Source organism: Methylocaldum gracile (assembly GCF_053646815.1).
On the sequence record NZ_CM132196.1, the window covers coordinates 1,980,273 to 1,999,245 of the forward strand.

Annotated in this window: 17 protein-coding genes; 7 read left to right on the plus strand and 10 right to left on the minus strand. The window is 60.3% G+C overall.

The window, feature by feature from the left end:
• Window positions 1–3 precede the first annotated feature (3 nt).
• Complete coding sequence (locus ACWJJK_RS08650; RefSeq protein WP_077731116.1) at window positions 4–318, plus strand: cation transporter; 315 nt, start codon at window positions 4–6, stop codon at window positions 316–318.
• A gap of 136 nt (window positions 319–454) precedes the next feature.
• Window positions 455–1,426 carry a YVTN family beta-propeller repeat protein gene (locus ACWJJK_RS08655; protein WP_454128875.1) on the plus strand — a complete coding sequence of 324 codons (972 nt, stop codon included), beginning with the start codon at window positions 455–457 and terminating at the stop codon, window positions 1,424–1,426.
• 326 nt (window positions 1,427–1,752) lie between these two features.
• Here ACWJJK_RS08655 and ACWJJK_RS08660 read toward each other — a convergent pair whose 3' ends face one another.
• Window positions 1,753–2,709 carry an IS110 family transposase gene (locus ACWJJK_RS08660; RefSeq protein ID WP_454128876.1) on the minus strand — a complete coding sequence of 319 codons (957 nt, stop codon included), beginning with the start codon at window positions 2,707–2,709 and terminating at the stop codon, window positions 1,753–1,755.
• Window positions 2,710–2,734: 25 nt separating this feature from the next.
• Here ACWJJK_RS08660 and ACWJJK_RS08665 point away from each other — a divergent pair, with 25 nt between their 5' ends.
• Window positions 2,735–3,148, plus strand: coding sequence for a hypothetical protein (locus tag ACWJJK_RS08665; RefSeq protein WP_454128877.1), 414 nt, complete (start codon window positions 2,735–2,737; stop codon window positions 3,146–3,148).
• Between the two features lie 23 nt (window positions 3,149–3,171).
• Here ACWJJK_RS08665 and ACWJJK_RS08670 read toward each other — a convergent pair whose 3' ends face one another.
• The 4 genes from ACWJJK_RS08670 to ACWJJK_RS08685 form a co-directional block, all read right to left on the minus strand.
• Window positions 3,172–3,711 (minus strand): IS630 family transposase, encoded by a 540-nt coding sequence (locus tag ACWJJK_RS08670; protein WP_454128878.1) that lies wholly within the window; start codon window positions 3,709–3,711, stop codon window positions 3,172–3,174.
• On the minus strand, window positions 3,708–4,229 hold the full coding sequence (locus ACWJJK_RS08675) for a helix-turn-helix domain-containing protein (RefSeq protein ID WP_434111134.1): 522 nt from the start codon (window positions 4,227–4,229) through the stop codon (window positions 3,708–3,710). The genes ACWJJK_RS08670 and ACWJJK_RS08675 overlap by 4 nt, the downstream gene beginning before the upstream one ends.
• A gap of 276 nt (window positions 4,230–4,505) precedes the next feature.
• Window positions 4,506–6,509: a hypothetical protein gene (locus tag ACWJJK_RS08680; protein ID WP_086134499.1), complete on the minus strand. Its 2,004-nt coding sequence runs from the start codon at window positions 6,507–6,509 to the stop codon at window positions 4,506–4,508.
• 100 nt (window positions 6,510–6,609) lie between these two features.
• Complete coding sequence (locus ACWJJK_RS08685) at window positions 6,610–8,286, minus strand: autotransporter outer membrane beta-barrel domain-containing protein (RefSeq protein WP_454128879.1); 1,677 nt, start codon at window positions 8,284–8,286, stop codon at window positions 6,610–6,612.
• 241 nt (window positions 8,287–8,527) lie between these two features.
• Between ACWJJK_RS08685 and ACWJJK_RS08690 the strand changes: the two genes are divergently transcribed.
• Window positions 8,528–9,640 (plus strand): alpha/beta fold hydrolase, encoded by a 1,113-nt coding sequence (locus tag ACWJJK_RS08690; RefSeq protein WP_454128880.1) that lies wholly within the window; start codon window positions 8,528–8,530, stop codon window positions 9,638–9,640.
• A 440-nt stretch (window positions 9,641–10,080) separates the two neighbouring features.
• Here ACWJJK_RS08690 and ACWJJK_RS08695 read toward each other — a convergent pair whose 3' ends face one another.
• Window positions 10,081–11,145: an aromatic ring-hydroxylating oxygenase subunit alpha gene (locus tag ACWJJK_RS08695; RefSeq protein ID WP_086134496.1), complete on the minus strand. Its 1,065-nt coding sequence runs from the start codon at window positions 11,143–11,145 to the stop codon at window positions 10,081–10,083.
• Between the two features lie 278 nt (window positions 11,146–11,423).
• Between ACWJJK_RS08695 and ACWJJK_RS08700 the strand changes: the two genes are divergently transcribed.
• From ACWJJK_RS08700 to ACWJJK_RS08710, 3 genes are all read left to right on the plus strand, one after another.
• A complete protein-coding gene (locus tag ACWJJK_RS08700; RefSeq protein ID WP_454128881.1) occupies window positions 11,424–14,120 on the plus strand; it encodes an AMP-binding protein in 2,697 nt (898 codons plus the stop codon).
• A 241-nt stretch (window positions 14,121–14,361) separates the two neighbouring features.
• Window positions 14,362–14,691 carry a hypothetical protein gene (locus ACWJJK_RS08705; RefSeq protein WP_205780809.1) on the plus strand — a complete coding sequence of 110 codons (330 nt, stop codon included), beginning with the start codon at window positions 14,362–14,364 and terminating at the stop codon, window positions 14,689–14,691.
• Window positions 14,692–14,700: 9 nt separating this feature from the next.
• Window positions 14,701–16,086 (plus strand): rhodanese-like domain-containing protein, encoded by a 1,386-nt coding sequence (locus ACWJJK_RS08710; protein ID WP_434113112.1) that lies wholly within the window; start codon window positions 14,701–14,703, stop codon window positions 16,084–16,086.
• Between the two features lie 563 nt (window positions 16,087–16,649).
• Here the strand turns inward: ACWJJK_RS08710 and ACWJJK_RS08715 are convergent.
• The 4 genes from ACWJJK_RS08715 to ACWJJK_RS08730 all read right to left on the minus strand — a co-directional run bounded on the left by ACWJJK_RS08715 (window position 16,650) and on the right by ACWJJK_RS08730 (window position 18,944).
• Window positions 16,650–17,099: a CBS domain-containing protein gene (locus ACWJJK_RS08715; RefSeq protein ID WP_454128882.1), complete on the minus strand. Its 450-nt coding sequence runs from the start codon at window positions 17,097–17,099 to the stop codon at window positions 16,650–16,652.
• Between the two features lie 132 nt (window positions 17,100–17,231).
• The gene (locus tag ACWJJK_RS08720) at window positions 17,232–17,558 is read right to left on the minus strand and encodes a hypothetical protein (RefSeq protein WP_077731107.1); all 327 of its coding nucleotides are present in this window, start codon (window positions 17,556–17,558) and stop codon (window positions 17,232–17,234) included.
• A gap of 739 nt (window positions 17,559–18,297) precedes the next feature.
• Window positions 18,298–18,609: an RNA recognition motif domain-containing protein gene (locus tag ACWJJK_RS08725; protein ID WP_077731106.1), complete on the minus strand. Its 312-nt coding sequence runs from the start codon at window positions 18,607–18,609 to the stop codon at window positions 18,298–18,300.
• A gap of 29 nt (window positions 18,610–18,638) precedes the next feature.
• Complete coding sequence (locus tag ACWJJK_RS08730) at window positions 18,639–18,944, minus strand: RNA-binding protein (protein ID WP_086133287.1); 306 nt, start codon at window positions 18,942–18,944, stop codon at window positions 18,639–18,641.
• Window positions 18,945–18,973 lie beyond the last annotated feature (29 nt).

The following is an 18,973-nucleotide window of genomic DNA, read 5'->3' on the forward strand; positions in this document are numbered from 1 at the left end:
ACGATGGACGCATGCTGCACTGAAAAAGCCGGTGCGCTTGAGCTACTCCGCGGGCGCCAAGCCAAGACCCTCCGGATCGTCTTGGCTCTGAACGCGATGATGTTCATCGTCGAACTTGTTTCCGGCCTGATCGCCGGCTCGGTCGCGCTCCTCGCCGACGCCCTCGATATGCTGGGCGATGCGTTGGTCTATGGCTTCAGTCTCTACGACGGCATTGTGAAGTATTACGAATCGACGCTTTTATCTTCCGCCGTTTCCTCTCTTCCTCCGATTGAGAAACAACGGATAAAAATTCCGGCTTGGCGGATCAGATCATGAAACCTAGCCCCTAAGAATGAATATCTCCCGTTTCATTATCTTTTGAGTGAGCTGCGGTCAAACCCCGCATGAAGGCATGAGCGGCCCGAAATGACGGCTGCCGATTCCCACATATGAACTAGGAGAGGAGATCGATATGAAGCATTCCCAAGTTCTCGGCATCGTGCTGTGCTATGTCCTAGGAGTCGTTAACGTGTTGAGCGCGGCCGAATCCAAGGCGGCCGGCGGCAAAGTTTACGCTACCGCCTGGTTCGGGGGTGAAGTTGGGGTCGTTGATTTGAACACCGGCAAAACGATTCGGACGGTCAAGGTCGGTGTCCATGACCACAATGTTTTTTTGAGCCCGGATCAAAAAACGGCCTGGGTTACCAATAATAACGACGGTACGGTTTCCATCATCGACACGGCTACGGATCAAGTGAGCCGGACATTCCGGGTCGGTAACGGCCCTCGCCACACCTTCATCAGTTCCGACGGCAAGGAAGCTTACGTCACCACCGAGTTCGATGACGCCGTCGCGGTGATCGATCCCGGAACCTATGCTCCGCTGGCCACCATCAAGGTCGGCCGCATGCCGCACTTCGCGCTCATAGCGGGCGACCGGGTGTTTGTCAGCAATTTCGGCAGCGGCGACGTGTCGGTTATCGACAGGACCAACCGGAACGTAATGGGCACCATACCGGTCGGGCTCGGCCCTTTGGGGGCCGGTTTCGCCAAGGACAGTCAGCGCGTTTATATCGCCTGTCATGCCGCCAACCATGTTGCCGTTATCGACGGCAACAGTCTCCAGGTCATTACCCGTATCCCCACGGATGCGGGGCCGGTGCAGGTGACGGTAACGCCCGATCAGAAACATGCTTACGTGGCCAACGACGGCGCCGGCACCGTGCAGAAGATCGACCTGGCCAGCAATGCGATCGTCAAGACCGTCGCGATTGCGCCGAATGCCGGCACCCATGGCATCGGCTTTGCGGCCGATGGAAAACTGCTGCTCTTGACCAATACGGGAAATAACACGATCTCCGTGATCGACGCCACGAAGGATCGCATCATCAAGACCATCAAAGTCGGCACGGCACCGGAAGGCATCGCTTTCAAGCGCCCTTGAGCAGGAGCTGAAAGAGTTCCGATAGCTGGTTCGGAGTAGTAGGCCATTGCCGAATTCGGGATTCGTGGCCTCGATCCGCCGGGATCAGCGATGTTTCATCCGGGCTGCTTGCCCATCGTGGCGCAAGTACGTTCGGGTAGACCACTCGATGCGGCTTCCGGAGCGCTTTGGGTTTAGAGCAGTTTCCATTCGTATGTAGGGATTGATTGCAAATGGCCTTAGAGCGTTTTCATCGCGCTCGTACGGCAAAACCGGCTTGGCGGACGTCGTTGGCGCCTTCGGCTCGGGTGAATGGATTCAAGCATTCGTAGATACCGTCTTAGAAATCACGATGCAAGCCCATGATTGGGATCGAACGGTCGGCCGGACTTAAGGACGCCGTAGGCCAGGACGAGGAGCTTGCGCATGGCGGCGCCGACGATGAGTTTGCCGTTCTTGCCTTGGGCCTTGAGGCGCTCGCAGAAGGCGCGGATCGGCGGATTATGGCGCCAGGCGACGATGGCCGGCAGGTAAAGGGCCTTGCGGAGCAAGGCATCGCCGGTCTTGGACAGGCGGGTATGGCCTTTCCACTTCCCGGACTGGTGCTCTTTGGGCGAGAGCCCGGCAAAGGCGGCGACGCTGCGCGCGTTTTCGAAGCGGTGAACGTCGCCCAGGGCGGCCAGCAGCACCGGGATCGTGGCGTCGCCCAAACCGGGAATGGTGTCGAGCAGGTCACGCCGTTGCCGGAGGTCCGGATCGTGGTCGATGTGCTCCCGGATGCGTTGTTGGGTCGCGGCGATCTCGGTGTCGAGGGTGGCGAGCACGGCTTCGATGGAGGGGCGTACGGTGGGGTCGGCCCCGTCCAGGCGGTTTTTTTCCATCTGCCGCATCTCGAGGAGGCTCTCGAGCCGACGCACTAAGGCTTGTAATGGGCGCACGGCCGGCGGAGGCGGCTGCCAGAGCAGCGGCCGTTGGCTGAGACAGAAGCGGGCGATGCGCTTGGCATCGCTTTTATCGGTCTTGGTGCGGCTCAGTTCGGCGTGGCCGAAGGCGTGGATTTGGGCGGGGTTGACCACGCTGACGGCGAGGCCGTGGTCGACCAGGAACAGGGCCAAGCCCTCACCATAGCGGCCGGTGGCCTCCAGGCACACGTGGGGCGTCGGGAAGGCTTGCAGCCAGGCCAGAAACGCCCTAAACCCTTCGGGCGTGTTCTGGAAGACCTTGGTTTTGTACTTGCCGTTGCGTAGCGCGGCGGCGTCGAACTTGGCTTTGGCGATGTCGATACCGATGGGGCTGAACGTCATAGGGTCTCCTTGGTCTGCGTTGACGATGGGGCAAAGTGCTGACCGATCGAAACCGCTCCTGCCGGGTTCAGCCTTATCCATCCAGGGTGTTGCCCAAGGCAGCCCTACGATACCGTTCGAACTCTATGGCGAGGAAGGGACGCTGGGGGACGATCTACGGCGCGGGCTTCAGGCCCAAGGTCGGCAACGTCTTGCCCAGCGTCTGGGTCCGATGATCAGTCGGCGATTCTGCCTCTTGTGGAATGCAGAATCGAGATATAAGGTCGGCAATCCCTTGCCGACGAAGACGCTCGGCCGGGACGTGGCGTCGGGAAAGGATTCCCGACCTACGGGGGGATGCACGGTCGTAGGTCGGCAATCCCTTGCCGACGAAGACGCTCGGCCGGAGCATGGCGTCGGGAAAGGATTCCCGACCTACGCGCGAGTGCCCGTACAGTAGATATGAAAATGCTCTAAGTACATTCATGAAACTTTTACGGCATAGGAACCGATAATCGAGAGCACCAGCTGTGGAGAGCGGTTGTGACGGTCGAAGAACTCGCGGGCGGCTTGGAGCAAGGCGGCTACCGTCTCGAAGAGTTCGCAATGGGTCACTTCGCGGCGGAAATGGCGCCACAGCATCTCGATCGGGTTGAGCCAAGGGCTATAGGTCGGCAAGTACAGCAGGACCAGTCGCCCGGCGGCTCCGCGCACGACCGCTTCGATGTCGTCGTCTTGATGCGTGTCGGCATTGTCCCACGCGACGTAAATCGTCCCCGTGGGATGCTGGTCCACTATGGCTTGCAGCAGTTCGGCCACCTCCCGACGGCGCTTGTGTCGTTTGAATAAGACCACGGTTTCACCGGTATGGTAATTCACCGCTCCCAACCCATAGCGCTTCTTAGGCTGACCTGGGGTCGGAATCATAATTTGCTGGCCTACCGGGCTCCACAACGCCGTCAAGGTAGGCAGCCAACTGAGGTTAAACTCGTCGGCGTAGTAAAACACATCGCCCGGTTTCAAGTGATCGCGGGTGTCTTCGACCGCTTTTTTTTCACCGCATAGTCTGGATCAGGGCTGCTGATCTTATGCTGCGGACGACTGAGCACAATCCCTTCGCGCTTCAAGGTTTGGCGCAGGGTTTCCAGAGCGATGCGAATCCCGGTTTGCTCGGCCAGGTAATCCACCAGCCGTTGCAGGGTCCATATGGAAAACGGCAGGTCCAAACTGCGCGGACGGCGCCGTACCGCCGCCACCAGGGCGGCCCGATACGCCGCCGTCACTTTGGCTTGCCGTCCCGCTCGCGGCGCATCTTTCAGCCCGTCCACGCCTTCGCTCTGATACCGTTTCAGCCACCGCACCACGGTATCCTCGCTCTCCCGCACGATCCCCGCGATCTCCAGCGCTTTGAGACCCCGCTCGGCCGAGAGCAAGACCATCTGGGCACGAGTTCGGAGTCGTGGGTCCTTGGTCTTTCGATACAGGGTGTCTAACTCACTCTGTTGCGCTTTGCCCAACGGGGGGATCAGGATGGCTTTCATGCCACCAGTGTACGCCCTTTCCGCAGAACTTTATGGGATGTACTTAGTGTGGGAGCGGGCTTTAGCCCGCGATAATCGCTCGATCGCGGGCTAAAGCCCGCTCCCACAAGCCGTAAACCAATCCGACAGCCGCTCTAAGTGTAAGAAATTGGACGCGAGGCCAAATAGAACCGGGATAATGTGCCGGACCAATCGGCCTGGAGCCGATTTGCACGCGAAGCGCGGCCTACAAAAAGCGTGGTGTGCTACGGCGGTGAAAAAGCGCTCCAACGCGCGTCAGGGCAGCACGATCGGCTCGTCGTCCAGCGAGAGCAGAAACGCCATCAGGTCGTCCTGGTCTCGCAGGGTATAGCCGCCTTCTTTATCCACCCAAACCTCATGGCCGCTGCCGTCCACATTGGCTTTTTGGAGGCGCGGATCGGCTCGGTTGGCCGCGACGACAGAGGCGCGCAAATCCCGGTCGAGCAACGCCCGCAAACTATTGCGAGGGTCTGGGGCCATACCGCGAAAGAGAAAGCTCATGCCGAGTTGGTCGGTCTTGGCGACGACCATGCGGTCGCCCTCGCGGCGAAATGCCTCGGGTCCCGCGGCGACGCCGCCGTCGTGCAGATAAGGCGCGCTGACCCGAATGCCGACGAGCTTGGGCACTTTATAACCGCCGGCGGGATTGCCCTGGGCATAGGCCAATCGCTGATCTTCCTCCGGAGTGATATCGGTCGGCACGGGCAGCATCTCGGGATTCGCCGGCAGGGGCACCGGCACGTCGGCGGGATAGGTCTTTGGCGGTACGAAGCTCCACCAGAATGCGGCCAGCGCCTTGGCGCGCGACGGGTGCGTGCCGAGGGTCGGCTGAGGAAGGACGCGATTGTTGGTGAAGTTTGGAGCGCTATGGCAGTTGATACAGCCAGCCTTCGAAAATAGTCGTGCGCCGCGCCGTATCGCCTCCTTATCGTCGGATGGACTGGGCGGCGGCGACAAGGTGTTCTGCCAGGCCGACATGCCGTTGAGTTGCGCCGCAACGGGCATTCCCGGCGTGTTGGGCATCAGACCGTCCAGAATGAAAATCGAGCCTTTCGGATAGCCCGGCATGGTAACGGCCTGATTCATTCCGGGCGTTCCGGGCGTCGGATCGATGCGCTTGAAGAACAGCGAGGGCTGTTCGCCTTCGGACAGCCGGAAGCCCTCGTTCGCGGAGCGCTGCAGGATGACGCCCAGATAGGTTTCCTTGTCGATGCCCAGCAAGGACTCGCTAGAATCCGCGCCGGTGGTCATGTCCGAATTGGTGCCGTGGACATTGGCGTTCAGCGTGGTCAGCCCATGGAACCAGCCGGTCGAGGCGAAACCGCTCCAACCGTAGGGCCAGGCGCCGAAGGTGTAGGATGTCGGAATCTGAGTCGGATTGTTTTGAAGATCGCCGGTGGAATCGAAGTTGCCGGGCGGCCATGCCAGCAGGGCAGCGTCCACGGCGTCCTCGACCGCCCGCGGGTCGGGCAGACGGGCGTTTCGGTCGTCGGTCTTGAGATAAATATGATCGCCGGGGGGCAGGCGCATCGGGTTGACGTCGGTCTGGCGAAAGAAGGCGGCCGAATTGGTGGCGAAAGCCAGTAACAAGCCGGGATTCACATCCGCATTCGGCGCGCCTTCGATGATGGCGCCGGTGGATGGATCGACCGTCGCGTGACACGCGGCGCAGGTCATGCCGACCCGGATCTGTCCCTGCTGCAGAAAAACCCGCATGCCGAGCGGAATGAGTCCGCCCGCCGGCACATCCAGGCCGGTATTGACCCACGTGCCCCGCCTGAAGGTCCGCCCTCCGATCGTTACGTCGCGGTCCAGCTGAACCTGGAGGTTGGTGGTCGGCTCTCCGCCCAGCGCCATCGTGGCCTTTGCCAGTTTCCACAGGTTGATTGGCCCGTCGATGACGCCGACGACATCCGTCAAGAAGACTTCGTTGCCGTAAGTCTCCTCGTAGAAGGCCCGACGCCCGAGCTCCAACAACTCACGGGTGATCTCCACGGCTCCATTCGCCGGCGCGAGGTTGCGTTTTCCGTCGGCCGTCTGCAGGAGTCTGGCCGCCTCGGCTTTGCCGACGGTTCGGCCCAATACGTCGTAGGAGCCGATTTCCTGCGGAGTCGCGCTGGCTTTCGGGGTTAGCGTTTGGCTCGTCTCCGGTGTACCGGGAATGGCCAGATCCGCGAAAAAGAAGACATAGACCAGGCCATCGCTGATGAAGAGCGCGGAAAGCAGCATAACGAGCCAAACTTCTGGTCGTAATCGCATGGAAACCATCCTTGGCTGGGTCTGCCTGATTTAGATTTTAGATTCGAGGCCGCAGCATCTACTCCGTATCGCGGAGAACGCCGTGAATTTACTTATACCATCAAAAGTCCCATCTTACGCCGCCTTCCAGGGTATGGTTGGTGGCGCCGCTGATGATCAGGCTGGTGTAGTTCACGAATGCCGAAACCGAGTTGGGCATCACAAACTGTGCGCCAAAGCCCACGTTGGCCCAATTGCGTATGGGATCGGGCGTCACGAATGACGTCGCGAACCCGCCGCGCCCGAGGGTGTTCGTGATAGCTTGACTGCTGTTGCGGTATTCGTGGACCCACTCTCCGAAAACGCGGGGCAGAACCACGCCATACGGGGTGCTCCAGACGTAGTTGAGCTCGGTTCCCACGGTGGTGGTTACCGAATCCCGATATTGCTTCCCCATGGTGATTCCGACGCCGCTGTCGCTTCGTTCGCGGAACCGGTTGATTTCGGTCGAAATCCCCGCCGCCTGGACGTACGGGATGACGTTCAAGCCGCCCCAATTGAAGTTATATCCCGCCCCCAATGCGGCGCTGTACTCGTCGCCGGTGTAGTTGGCCTCGTAGTTCACGCCGAACGACCGGCGTTCCGACCGGTTGTCGTGAAGGGCATAGCCGATGGTCAAGTCGACATAGGCGTTCTCGAAGGGGACGAAGGTCAGGAATGGCGTAAACCGGAAGCTATCGGCCCTAAAAGTGCCTAGCCCCTGAACCAAGTCCGAACTGGTGCTGACATAGTTGAACAGCAGGCCCGTCCGTAGCCAATCGGTCACCTGGTAATCGGGACCGACGGTTACCGTGCGTCGATTGATGGCATAGCCGGGCAAGGATTGGCGCGTGTTGACGTCGCCGAAGCTTCCGCCGGCGGAAAAGAACAGTCCGAGGTTGCCCAGCATCAGATACTGGTCGCCGCTCGCCCCGCCGTTCGTGCCCTGAATCTCTTCATCGGCTTTTTGTTGCGCCATACGCATTCCGCGCATCAGGTTGAGGCTGCGGGCCATTTCGGACGTCGGACGGTTGAACTGGAAATCCACGAAATTCAGCTGATTGATCTGCTGCGCGGCGGGCAGGGCGCCTTGCGCCGCGCCGAACAGACAGTGATAAATCGCCAGGGCCGAATCGTAGCTGCCGCCCAGTCCGGTGCTGCCGCAGAACAGCGAATCCACCGCGCCGTTGTAGCTCACGCTGTTCCCGGTGATCTGCGAGCGTATGGCATCAAACGAGGAAAACCGGTACAGCGCGCCATTGCTCGGGACGTTTCCCAAATTTGCCGCGAGGGCATCGTAGGTGTTGATGTAGTCGCTCATCGATTGAGCGCTGTCGAAGGAAACGATGGAGCCATCCGGACGGATGAACTGCATGGGCGACAGGCCCACTTCCGGGGCGATTCCCGCGCTCTCGGCGAACGACTGGAACGCCTCGACGTCTACCGACCACATGTGCAACTGGTTCAGGCCGGCGGGAGAGAAGACGTCCGCCGTGCCTTCCACCGGCCGCATAACGGGCACATAGCTGGCGAAATCGTAACCGAACTGTTCCTCGGGCGTTGCCGGCACGAACGAAGTCGTCTCTAAGGTCTCCGCTTGCGAGACATTGCCGGCGACCAAGGTGAGCGCGGAGCACATCAGCGCGATCCGACCGCCGGGAAATCTCGATATGGACAGAATCCGGCCGCTATAGCCGGGGCGGCAAAAGTCATTAAGAACCCGTAACGGCGGACGGATTGGGACGTTGGCAATGCTCACGAGCTTGTGCTCCTCTTATTGGTTTAATTGTTCGATAAGCCCTCCATGAACGGATGAGATTCCTATGCGCCCGTGGCCGGTGTTGAGCGAACCATGAGCCCCCCATTTGGATCTTAGTCAGCCGCAAATTTAAGCACAAAACTTCGTTTCGGGTCTGCCGACGATTTCGGCCGATCTCGGGGAGTTTTCGTGAAGTGTCCGGGTCGATATCGGGAAGGGGCGATTCTTTAGGTTGTTGTCCATGGACGATGATGTGACGGATGATTTTGCGACCCGTCAGGGGTTCTATCCGAATCTGGACACGTGGTTATTCGAACCGATCGATCGGTTCCGCCGCGATCTCGGCCTGTGGTTCGATCTGACCGGCTTCGGGCGGGAGGAGACGCCGTTCCGGACAGTGATGTCCGCGCCCGGTCTCACGCTCAGACGCTATGGTCCCGAACTCGAGCCCGAGGCCGGGCCGGTCCTGCTGATCGTTCCGGCACCGATCAAGCGCGCCTACATTTGGGACCTGGTGCCCTGGGCCAGCGTGGTCCGGCGCGGACTGGAGAGCGGCCTGTCGGTTTATCTGGTGTGCTGGGAGCGTCCCGGCCGTATCGGCCAATCCTTCGGTCTGGCCGACTATGCCGACCGTCTGATTCTCGACAGTGTCAGGGCCATCGGAAAAGAACGAGGAAACGGGCCGGTTTTCCTGGCCGGGCATTCGTTGGGGGGAACCTTGGCCACTTTTTTTGCGGCCTTGCATCCGGAGTGCGTCAAAGGATTGATTCTTTTGGGTGCTCCGCTGCATTTCGGGCGGGATGTGGGACTGATCGACCGCTGGATCGCCACGGCTCCGCCGGCGCAATACTTGACCGCGGTCGTAGCCCCTGTGGCCGGTTCGCTGCTTAGCGGGTGCTCGTTCCTCGCGGATCCTTTGACCTTCGGTTGGCGCCGCTTATTGAACGGGTTTCGAAGCCTCGGCGACCCGCAGGCTCAGCGAACCTATCTGGCCGTGGAGCGTTGGGCATGCGACGAAATGTCCATGGCACCGGCGCTTTTCGAGGAAATCGTCGAGTGGCTGTATCGCGAGGATCGCTTCATGCGGGGGAAGCTTTCGATCAACGGCCATAAAGTCGCCCCGCGGCTCGTCGAGGCTCCGGTTCTCAGCGCCGTGGACCCGAACTGCCGTATTGTCCCGCCTCAAGCGGTGTTGCCTTTCCATCGCGCGGTGCGGAGCCGGGATACCACGGTGCTTTGGTATGGCGGGGATGTCGGCGTCTCGCTCCAGCACGTCGGCATGCTGGTAGGGCAGGAGGCCCACCGCAGCCTGTGGCCGAAAGTCATGAGTTGGGTTCATGCCCGCGCGCGCTGATCCCGCTCGGAAGCGAAGCGAACCGAATGTCGTTGCCTGGTTATCCCTTTACGAACAATTACCTACGGAGTCGGGCGTATATCGGAAAGCGTCAGAGTCGGGTTTAATAAACTTCACTTCCATGCAGACGGTGCATGTGAGCCCGAAACAAGAAGGTTTCGGTTGGGACAGTGGGATGCTGCGAAGGGACAGCGGAACTCGCCGGGAAAAGCATCCCAATAGTCGACGGACAAGGCTATAACTGGATCGCCAAGGCACGGCTTCTGCGTTCACGGGACCGTGATCGCAACGGACAAGGATGTCCGGATCCAGTTTCCTCTTCTCATGTCGGTTTCCGCCAAGACCGCGGATTGCAGGAATCAGGGCGAAAATCCGGGGAACACCCTACCGCGAGCCTTTGCCCGAGCTTTGATTCGATACTGCGCCGATGGTTCAGCCTCTCAACCGCATTCATCCGGTTTCGGGGCGATTCCCCTGGATATCAGCAACTCCCGAACGGCGAGCGTGACGGGATAGACTTCCTGGTTTCGATCTCTCCCCAGTTCGTCATAAGCCCGCTGTTCCGCTTCCACCGCCATGCGGTCCTCGGCGAACACCGCTTCCGCAAAATGGCGGAGGAGCGGCCATAGCACATGAATCAAGCCGGGAATCCGGGGTTTTCGGATCATCAGAATGCCGAAGCTTTGATTGGTTTTTTGGTCCGGGTCTTTCGGCACGTAGACGCACCACAAACCGACGCTCGGAAATTCGGAGTCGCGTCCCGCGATCGTTAGGGTTTGGTAGGGATACTCGGTCCGGATGGTCATGACGTCGTATTCCTTTTCCGCGTGGTCGCCGCCGAACGAGAGAAGATCGGACCCTGAATGCCGGCGCCCGCCCAGATGATGGAAGTGATACCTCGCTTCGACCCATCCGTCGCCCCTGGCTGTGCCGAGCAGCTCCGGTCTGATCTTGCCCATCAACCGCCGATGCAGGAATTGATGATTCATATCCATCAGGTTCTCGTGCATGAACGAATAATGACAATCGACCTGCCGGGAAAAGCACATGGGCTTGTAATCGGGGGAATCGCGAAGCGCAATCTCGGGCAGCGGAACCTGGTCCGCCAAATCCGGATGGCCCGGAAACACGAAGATCGCTCCATAGGCCTCTCGGCAGGGATAGGAGCGAACGCCGGGCGGCGGTACGGTATCGGGTCCGGCGTAAGGAATCGCCGAGATCCGCCCGTGTTGGTCATATCGCCAGGCGTGGTATCCGCATTGAAGATGGTCGCCGCAGACAACCCCCAGGCTAAGCGGAAACTGGCGATGGGCGCAGCGGTCTTCCAAGGCGAATATCTTGCCCGATTGGGTCCGGGCGATGGCGATAGGCCGGCCGGCGAATACGGCTCCGAGAACCTTGGCTTTTCCGACTTGATGCGCCCAGGCGAGCGGATACCAATAGTCGGGATTGATTCTCACCTTGCGCAGATCCGGTATGGTTTGGGAATTTCTGAGCTGGCTCATCGTGCACCGTGATTCCTTTCAGGATGAACTGGAGCGATCGCTGGCTGTAAAAAGCCACAACTTTAGGACTGTTTTACGGCCGCTTCGTTCGGGCATTCGGCGGGGCCACTTTCCATGACGGCACGAAACGTTCGAGACGAGCGTAACAGAGTCGGGACATGCCGGCGCCGAGATGTCGACGGTCGCTACCGGCACGATTTTCCGAGGTTTCTCGAATCACGGCAACGGGAACGTACCCGCGGCCTGGTTTTTCTAAGGATTACCGGGCAGTTTGCCCGATGAGGGACGGAGCCGTGGCGATAGACACCTTGCAGCAATTGATCCGGGCGCTCGAAGGGCAGGGCGGCAAGCCGGCGATTGTGGCGTTTCTGAAAAAACGCACCGAAACCTGGTCTTACGGGAAGCTCGCCCGCTCCGTGCAGCGCTTGGGGGCCGGGCTAGTCGAATCGGGGTTGCGGCCGGGCGATGCCGTGGGCCTTTTTGCGCCCAATAGTCCGGAATGGGTGGTGGCCTGTCTCGGCTCGATCGCGGCGGGGATCGTGCCGGTTCTGATCGATGCCCAGATGGGCGACGAGGACCTCCGGCACGTGCTGGCCGACAGCGGGGTCGGCTGGTTGTTCACCACGCGCCGTCAGCTCCAGCGCCTCGATCGCTTAGGTCTCAAACGCGATCTCCGTCCGATCCTGCTGGATGCGGAACGGGGTGACGAGTTCGATTGGCGGCGCCATTGCTCCGATGCGGAAAAGCCGGGTACTCCGGCCGCACCGGAGGACATCGCCGTGCTTTTCTACACCTCCGGGACGACCGGTCCACCGAAAGGGGTGCCGCTCAGCCATCGGAACCTCGCAAGCAATCTCCAGGCCATACTCGATCTTCACGTGGTCGGAGAACAGGAACGCTTTCTGCTGCCGCTGCCTCTGCATCACGTCTATCCCTTCACCATAGGCTTGCTGACGCCGCTTGCCGCAGGAGTTCCCTTCATCTTTCCGCTGTCGCTGACCGGGCCCGAACTGTTGCGGGCGCTCAGGGAAGGGAAGGCCACATTCCTGGTCGGGGTTCCGCGCATGTACGAGGCGCTGTTCGGGGCGATCGAAACCCAAGTCCGGCAGCACGGAATTTTGGCGGACAAGCTGTTTCATCTCGGCCTGGATCTCGCGAGCGCGCTGCGCCGGCATTCGGACCTTACCATCGGCCGCGGGTTATTCCTTTCGCTGCACCGTCAGTTCGCCCCGGATCTGCGCATGATGCTGTGCGGCGGCGCGATGCTCGCGCCGGACCTGGCGTTCAAGCTGGTCGGCCTGGGTTTTGACATGGCAACGGGTTACGGCCTGACCGAAACCTCGCCGGTGCTGACGTTCAACGTGCCCGGCCGGAGCCGTCTCGATACCGCCGGGACGCCGCTGCCCGGCGTCGAAATCCGCATCGCGGAACCCGAGCCTCCGGCCGAACACGGCGAGGTGCTGGCCAGAGGCACCAACGTCTTCTCGGGCTACCGAAATCTGCCCGACAAGACACGGGAGGCGTTCACCCCCGACGGTTTTTTCCGTACCGGCGATCTCGGCTATTTGGACGGCGGATACCTGCGCCTCGTCGGGCGCGCCTCGGAAATGATCGTGCTGCCCGGCGGCGAAAACATCCGCCCCGAGTACGTCGAGGAGATTCTGGGCCAGGGCCCGCGCATCAAGGAAGTCGCCGTGCTGGAGAAAAAGGGCCGGCTGGTGGCCCTGATCGTGCCGGCACCGGCCGCGACCCGCGAGGGCGGGGACCTCGAAGCGCTGATCCGCAAGGACGTCGAGGCGCAGTCCGGTCGATTGCCCTCGCACAATCGAATCGGCGATTACGTCATCACGCCGGACCCGCTGCCCCGGACGCACCTCGGCAAGCTTAGGCGGCATGAGCTCGACGAAATTTACGAGAAGGCCAAACAGAAGGGAAAGGCGGCGGCCGGGGAAACGGGTCCCTTGCCCTTCGAACGGATGGCGCCCGAAGACCAGCAATTGCTGGAGGCACCGAACGCCCGCCAAATCTGGCAATGGCTGGCCGAGCGCTTTCCCGACGTGCGGCTGATGCCGGATACGAATCTCCAGCTCGATCTGGGCGTGGATTCGCTCGAATGGCTGACGCTGACCCTCGAAATGGGCGCGGCCACCGGGGTCGATCTCGACGAGGAAACCATCAGCCGCGTGCAAACCGTCCGCGATCTGTTGCGGGAAGGCGCCGAAGCGGGCGGCGGCCTGGCGGGCGAAGTCAAGGACCCGTTGGCCCGGCTGTCTCAGCCGGAAGCCTTGGTGGGCGCGGACCAACGCGCCTGGGTCGAGCCGCCGGGAACCTGGTCGAGCGCTCTGGGCGTTCTTTTGTTCGGCTTCGACCGCTGGCTGATGGAACGGGCGTTCGACGTCAAGGCCAAAGGACAGGAGCACCTGCCGAAGAATGGGCCGTTCATTCTGGCGCCGAACCATGTCAGCTATCTCGACCCCATGGCCATTGCCGCGGTCCTGCCGCGGGACCAGCTCCCGAGAACCTGTTGGGCGGGTTATACCGGGGTCATGTTTCGGAACGCGTTGATGCGGCAGGCCAGCCGTTCGACCGGCACGCTGCCTGTCGATCCCCGGCGGGGTCCTTTAGCCAGTCTCGCCCTGGCCGTATTGGCGCTCAAGCGGGGCAACAATCTGGTGTGGTTCGCCGAGAGCGGCCGTTCCGAAAGCGGAAAGCTCCGGCCGTTCGAGACCGGGATCGGTCTGCTGCTCCGGGCGGCGCGCGTGCCGGCCGTCCCGGTCTGGATCGGCGGAAGTTACATGGCGCTGCCGGTGGGGAGCTGGGTGCCACGTTTCCGGCCGATCGAGGTGCGCTTCGGTCCGCCGGCGACGGCGGACGAACTGGAGCGGGAGGGCCGGGGCGAGCGTCCGGAGCAGCGCATCGCCGCAGCGCTGCATGACCGCGTCGCGCGGCTGGATTCGGACGCAAGCGCCGGTTGAACGGGACGATGTGTCGTGGCTCGGGATAGGGGGTCGCGAATGATGCGCTTCACTTCGTTCAGCACATCCTATGAGCTAGGCACTGATGGAAGCGCCGGTTGAATGGGCCGGGATGTTGCGGCTCGGGATAGGAGATCGTAGTTCGGCAATCCCTTGCCGACGAAGCCGATTATCCACCGGCTGACGTCGACAAAGGATTCCCGACCTACTCGGCTCGGCATAGGGCAGTGGAGAAAGGCTTATGGCCAAGGTCATGAACGTGGAGAAGCAGATCTGGGATGTCGAGGGATTCGCGGTGCGTATTCTCCACCTGGACGGGCGGGACGTGCGCGGCGACCGCATGGGCCTGCCGCCGTATCCCTTCGAATCGCCGGCGAAGAACGACCTGAGCGTGGAGAAATGGAAGGCGACGCGTTTCCGCCAGACCTATCCGGGCTTTCAGGTGGAAGTTGTCGATTCGGACGGCGCGGCGGTACACGGCAATACCCGGCTCGGAACCGTCCGCGATACGTATTTGGACGAGGAATGGCCGGCCGTCTCGCCATCGGAAGAACAGGCTCACGCCGATTAGGAGGCAATCATGTTTCTGGAAACGATCAAGTCGGAAGGGCTTTCCCATTTGTCCTATATGCTGGGCGACGAGAGCGCCGGCGTTTGCGCCGTCGTCGACCCGCGTCGGGACATTCAAATCTATTTGGAAATCGCCAAGGACCGCGACGTTCGTATCAGCCATATCCTGGAAACCCATGTCCACGAAGATTTCGTATCGGGCAGCCGGGAGCTCGCGGCGCAGACCGGCGCGACGATTTACGCAGGCGAATCGAACGAACGCACCTTTGACCACGAAGCCGTCAAGGACGGCGACACGATACGGATAGGAAATCTCTCATTGCAGGCGCTTCACACGCCGGGGCATACGCCCGAACATGTGTGTTACCGAGTAAGCGGCGGCAAGGGCGCCGAGGCGCCCTGGGGAGTCTTTACCGGCGATACGCTGTTCTGCGGGGATATCGGCCGTACCGATCTGCTCGGGAAGGAAGAGGCCGACGGAATGACCCGCCGACTCTATCACTCGCTCTTCGATAAGCTCCTCCCGCTGGGCGACGAGTTGACGATCTACCCGGCACACGGCAAAGGATCGCCGTGCGGCGGCAATATCGGCGACCGGCTGATCAGCACGCTGGGTTACGAGCGGCGGCATAATCCCAAGCTTCTAGCCGATAACGAGGACGAGTTCGTGAAGAACCAGCTCGGCTCGCTGCAACCTGCGCCGTTCTATTACGCTCATCTCAAGGACGTGAATACCCACGGGCCTCGGGTGCTGGCCTGCGTGCCGCCGATTCCGATGCTCGAGCCGCACGTGTTCCAAATCGAGATGGGCAAGCCCGACACGGTGGTCCTCGATACCCGCGAAATCGAAGCCTTCGGCGGGGGGCATATCCAGGGTGCATTGAACATCGCCTTGCGCGAGGAGTTTCCGACGTGGGCCGGCTGGACGCTTAGGCCTAACCAGCGGATTTTGTTGGTTCTGGCGGAAGAGGACGATCTCGAAACGGTTCAGCGTCACCTGCTGCGCATCGGATTCGAGAAAATCGATGGCTATCTGGGCAAAGGCATGCGCGGCTGGTTCGAAGCGGGCTTGCCTTTCGATCATATGCCGGAAATGAGCGTACACCAGTTGAAAGGACGGATAGACAGCGGCAGGAGCGATATCCAGGTCCTGGATGTGCGAAGCCCTGCCGAGTGGAACCAGGGCCATATTCCTGGCGCTCTGCATCTCTATGCGCCTTTTTTGCCGGACCATCTCCACTCCTTCGATCGCACCAAACCGATCGTCACTTATTGCGGGAGCGGTTATCGGTCGAGCATCGCGGCGAGTCTGCTGAAACGCGGCGGATTCAAGGAGGTATACAACATTCCGGGAAGCATGAAGGCGTGGAAGGCGGCGGGTTATCGGCTGGAATGAGTATTCTTTTCGGAAACCGGCTAGGCGGCAACAGTTCCGGCGATAACCCGCGGCGGCAAAGGTCGTTGCATTGCTTATCTTTAGGACAGGAACAAATCCGTTATCTCGAGCTAGAGCGTTTTTCACCGCGGTTTAGGGGTGACGATTGAGAAAATTCGTAGGTCGGCAATCCTTTGCCGACACACGGGATCGGTGAGGGGCGTTCTCGGAAGGGTCGCGACAAAAAGCGACCGTTTGCGATTGGGAAAGGATTGCCGACCTACTGCACCTTGAAGGTTCTAATTCAAACCGCCATGCGATTCGATAACATCCGATTCTTGCGCTATGGATTTCCACATACTCACTCGTCGGGACGGGATAATCATCCCGTCCGCAACGTTTGTGAAGGTATATACCCGTATGCGTCAACGCCAATCGAATGGTGCTGGAGCAGTTTGGTTTTCACTTCGCCATAAGCCGAAAAGCGAACGGCGGAGATGATGCCGTCCCATTTAACGCTTCCGGGGTATGCTGGAGAATGAATTGATCCATTGCCATCAGGGCTTGCTGCCTGGCGGCAAGCCCTAAGCCATGGCAGGTGCCGCGGTAGATTTTGGCTGAGAGACTTCCTTGAGCACTTCCGCCGTCTGCTGGGTCGGGGCACGCCGGGCTATATCCGCCTGGGAAACCATTCCGCAGCAGCGCCCGCTTCGATCGGCTACCGGCACACGCCGGATTCGATGTTCTTCCATCACTTTGCAGCAGTCTTCCAGCGAAGTTTCGGGTGTAACCGTGACGCACGGGGTGGACATGCATTCCCGTGCGGTCATGTCCATTGGATTCTTGCCCTGAGCCAAGCTGCGGCAGACGATATCGCGATCGGTGACGACGCCGACCAGCCGCATCGATTCCTCGTTCTCGACGACCGGTATCTCGCCGCAGTCGTGCCGTACCATCAGTCGTGCGATAGCTTCCAAATGGGTGTCCGGGGTACAGCAGACCGGGTTGGGGGTCATGATTTCTCTTACTTCCATGGGGTTTCCCTCCGTTCTCGGATTTTCATCATGCTGACGATCAAGAACCGCCTGCTTGCGGTCCGTAACAGTGGGACAGGGCGAGCCGACGAAGGTTCGGCACGCGTCGGCAGTTTGGGAGCGATCAGCCCCTCACGAGTGAAAGGGTTTTGAGGCGCGTCTCCGGCGCCCGACGGCCTCTTCCAATTGCTCGGGCGAGGACGGTTCGGCGCCGTTCGAGCATTCGGCATTCATCGGTGGGTTGAACGGAGCAGACCTGGAGCGGGAAGCGGAGCCGAAATGATAATGACGAGGGGGCGTGATCAGCGGATTTCTACCCTGCAATCTTTCGACGAGACCTAGGAGACGGTTAAGTCTGGCGCGGTTTCCCTGAGGATCGAGATAGATCATGTCGGCTGCATCCAATAAGCGTTGAATCAATTCCGGATGGTGGCACAGGCGATATTTTCTAGTCGCCATCGTTTCCCTCTGATTTCAAGATCTCATGTAAAAAACTGGCACCTAGTCTCTAGGTGCCGTCGATATTCGGAATTTCGGCTAGAAGGAGACCCACTCTGGTCGGAGGGGCTAGGAAAAGTTAAGGAAGCTCTGAACAAGTGGATTCCGTTCATGCCCTTCGACTTGGCTCAGGACAGGCCTGTCGAAGGACTTAATCAGAGCTTCCTTAACCTCTGCGGGGCTCCGACTTTCCGCCGAAGAACACTTGTGTGAGGAAGGTTCCCACGCCGGCATATTCGGGATAGCGACCGCGCCATGGGGGCTGCACCGGATGGTCAACCGTCACTGCCGATCTAGGCGTGAACCAACAGTAACACTTTCAATTTGAAATGAATTTGACATCAGTCACGAAATCTCCGTTTGACCGCCGCCATTAGAGGAGATCTACGTAAGAGCTCGCACGTATTTTTTTCGGCCGAAGCTCGGCGCTTAAATAAATCGCACTCGAAAGGGCGGTAGGGAAGCGGCATTCGAGCACAGAAATAGGGATGTCGCGTCGCCCCCCAGGAAGGGATAGGCCGACATCCCGCTAATTCATGTTACCACTGGCAACAGACCCGGCTAGCGGAAAAGCGAAGGGTTAAGGTTTTTATATTTCGATGGCAAAAAAGGCCGGCGGCGCGATGGCGCAGATCGGCCTTTTTTATGCGTTGATCTTTGTCGGCCGGGATAACGGCCGGCTTCCAGGCCGAAGCGGTTTTTAGTACCGGCGTCCACCCCCGAAACCACCGCGACCACCGCCAAAGCCGCCGCCGGATCTTTCCTCTCGCGGACGCGCTTCGTTGACGGTCAGACTGCGCCCGTCGACATCTTTGCCGTTCAGGGCGGAAATGGCGGCCTGAGCCTCTTGGTCGTTGCTCATTTCAACGAATCCGAAGCCTTTGGAGCGGCCGGTGTCGCGGTCCATGATGACATTCGCGGAGTCCACCGCGCCGTGCGTGGCGAACATCTCTTCGAGATCGCGGCTGCTCACGGTGTAGCTCAGATTGCCGACGTACAATTTCTTGCTCATAAAAAACTCCTAAAAGGAAAAATAAAAAATCAAAAGGATGGCTGCCGATACGGTCGATCAGCCGTTAAACGACGCCTTTTGCCGCCGCTTCGCCCACGGGGACGCTCTTCGCTGATACGAAGACAGTTGCCGCGCTGGGCGTACCTTTTCAGGACACTGATCGCGGCGCGGGCCTCGCGGCCCTTGATTTCAACGAGGCCGAAACCGGGGCAGCGGCCGCCGGAAGTGAGCCTTGCCAGTTCCATAGCCCGCACTCGGCGGTGCTGGCCGAACAAACCGGTGAATTCGTTTTCGGTGAAGTCGGACGGCGAATCGCCGGCATAGATTCCCTGCATTAATCGGTCTCCTCTCGGTAGCGCTCAGC